The organism is Vibrio sp. T9, from assembly GCF_003123985.1.
Classification (GTDB): domain Bacteria; phylum Pseudomonadota; class Gammaproteobacteria; order Enterobacterales; family Vibrionaceae; genus Vibrio; species Vibrio diabolicus.
Genome location: NZ_NIGY01000156.1, coordinates 1 through 317, shown reverse-complemented (window position 1 = coordinate 317; position 317 = coordinate 1). Strand labels below are relative to the sequence as shown.

General features: G+C 63.4%; 1 protein-coding gene. It reads left to right on the top strand.

Annotated elements, in window-relative coordinates; translation table 11 throughout:
- The coding region (locus tag CBX98_RS25880) for a HipA N-terminal domain-containing protein (protein ID WP_172606051.1) at positions 1-317 on the top strand (317 nt) is incomplete at both ends.

Sequence of the window (317 nt, the reverse complement as noted above, 5' to 3'; positions counted from 1 at the left end):
GCTATGCACTAGACAACGAGGGCCGAACGGATGCGGCCGCCTTAAGCGTCAATCTGCCTGTCTCGCTGGAATCCACGCGAGGAGAAACGTGGCCACCGTTCCTCACCGATCTGCTTCCCCAGGGGTTCGGCAGGCAGGAACTATTGCGGCAGCTCGGCATGCCGGAGACGGCGGCGGCTTCGGCTGACTGGCGATTGCTGCTCGCCGGCGCGGGCAATCCCATCGGCAACATTCGCGTACGTGAGGCGGCTGATCGTCTGAAGGAACATGCACTCAGCGATCGTCGGGGCTTCACCGAAGGCGAGGTTGTCGAACGC